Here is a 250-nt window from a genome sequence, read left to right on the forward strand (position 1 = left end):
GATTGTTGCGATCGACAGTTTCGATGCGCTGGATATGCTGGGTCTGCTCGTTGGTGGTGACCACCTGATCGAGGAAACGCACCAGCACGTCGTGGTTCTGCTGCGCGGGCTGGATCGCAGAGAGATCGACGACGACGGGATCGGCGCTCATCAAGAGGCGCTGTTCGAGCGGATCGAAGATCAGCTTCGGCGGCGGTCCCGGCGGATGCACCAAACGCGAAATCGACGATTTCAGCCGCGATGCCCATTT

1 protein-coding gene is annotated in these 250 nt (G+C 60.0%); it reads right to left on the minus strand.

Going from position 1 to position 250, the window contains the following annotated elements; genetic code table 11:
- Positions 1-250 (minus strand): LEPR-XLL domain-containing protein (locus tag RVY79_RS20915; protein ID WP_317466527.1); only part of this gene is annotated, 250 nt, incomplete at both ends.

Source organism: Chromohalobacter sp. HP20-39 (genome assembly GCF_033052815.1).
Taxonomy (GTDB): Bacteria; Pseudomonadota; Gammaproteobacteria; order Pseudomonadales; family Halomonadaceae; genus Chromohalobacter.